The organism is Paramesorhizobium leguminum, from assembly GCF_003217235.1.
GTDB classification, from domain to species: domain Bacteria; phylum Pseudomonadota; class Alphaproteobacteria; order Rhizobiales; family Rhizobiaceae; genus Paramesorhizobium; species Paramesorhizobium leguminum.
The window spans coordinates 1-1,588 of record NZ_QJTF01000065.1; the positions used below are offsets into that span (position 1 = coordinate 1).

Here is a 1,588-nt window from a genome sequence, read left to right on the forward strand (position 1 = left end):
GCTTGCCATTTTGGATCGAGAAGGTGACGTCGCCCGAGGGCGCCTGACCCTGCAGATCCTGGTTGCCGGTGCCGAGCGTGGCGCTGAGCGTCACCTTCTGCCAGGCTACCACGGGGCTTTGCGGGTCGGCCTTCAGGGCGAGCGTGGTGTCGAGCTTCTTCGCCGCCAGCGGCACGGTCCCGGACGCGCTGGGGGCAAAGTTCCCCTCGCTGTCGCCGTCGTAGTCGGCCCACACATCGTGCGTGCCGGTCCCCACCGGCGCCGGCACGTTCTGCGCCGTGCCGGTCACCGTGGCGGTGGGTTCTGAAAACGTCACCGAGACCACGGCGGAACCGTCGCCGGCAGCAATATCCATGAAGCCGTCGCCATCGAAATCGCCGGTGACGGGCGAGCGTGGAGAATAGCCGGCCGGACCGAACGCTACCGAGGTGAACTTCCAGTTGCCGTCGCCCGTCCAGATATCGAATTTGCCGTTGCCGACGCTTGCAAGATCGGCGATGCCGTCGGCGTTGAAATCCGCGGCGACAACAGACACGTCTACCCCTTTGCCATTGTTGTCCCACTGCGTCAGCGGAACCGGCGTCTTGGCCTTAAAGGTCGTGCCGTTGCCATCCTGGCCCTGAAACAGCTGTATGGAACTGCCCGTATCGTTGTCGCGCAAGCCGATTGCGAAGTCGAGATTGCCATCGGCATCGAAATCGGCCACCGCGACGGTTTGGGTGTAAACGCGACCGCTGGACTGGCCGCCATATCCGACGCCGGGGGCAAAGTTGCCTTGACCGTCGCCGATCAGCACCCACGCCTGTCCATTCCATTGGCTGTCCGGCACGAGGAGATCAAGCTTGCCGTCCTTGTTGAAGTCGCCGGCGGCGGCGCCGTTAGCTGCGGAACCGCCGGCCTGGCCTGGCTTCAGCGCCGTTCCTGTCGTGGGGAATGCGTTCTGGCCATTGCCGAGATAGACCTGCGTCGTGTTGCTCGAGGCATGCACGACGGCGACGTCGAGATTGCCGTCATTGTCGAAGTCGCCGGCAACGAGATCCTGGAAGTCGCTGGCCGGGGTATCGACATGCCCATTGAAATTTCCGGCTCCCGGGTTCTTGAACACGGTGAGGTTCGATCCGTTGCCGAAGGCGACATCGAGCGTGCCGTTATTGTCGAAATCGCCTGCCACGATCGGATAGGGATTGCCCTCCGTGCCAAAGGTGACCGGGGGCTTGAATTTGCCGTCGCTCGTGCCGAGGTACACGCCGATGGTTTTGGCGTCATGGTTGGCGGCGGCGATATCCTTGATGCCGTCGGCATTGAAGTCCCCATCGGCAACAGACCAGGGCGCTATACCAGCCGTCAGCGCACCGGGCAGGTACGTGGCATTCACGCCATATGTCGGATTGCCTGGGTTCACGCTTCCAAGCGTTACACCGCTGGTGTGATCGATGATCTCGACCGTGCCGGTCGGCGCGAGTGGAGACGGCGCGATGCCGGTGACCGTTACCGGCAGATTGTAGGGGGGGGTGTTGCCGTCCGGATTGCCGAGCGTCGTCGTCGTGGGGTATTGGCCGGTCACCGTCAGCGGCTGGGTGTCCGAGGT

1 protein-coding gene is annotated in these 1,588 nt (G+C 63.5%); it reads right to left on the reverse strand.

What is annotated here, in order from left to right; all coding sequences use genetic code 11:
- Positions 1-1,588: FG-GAP repeat domain-containing protein (locus C7477_RS18650; protein WP_146226133.1), on the reverse strand; the 1,588-nt coding region annotated here is incomplete at both ends.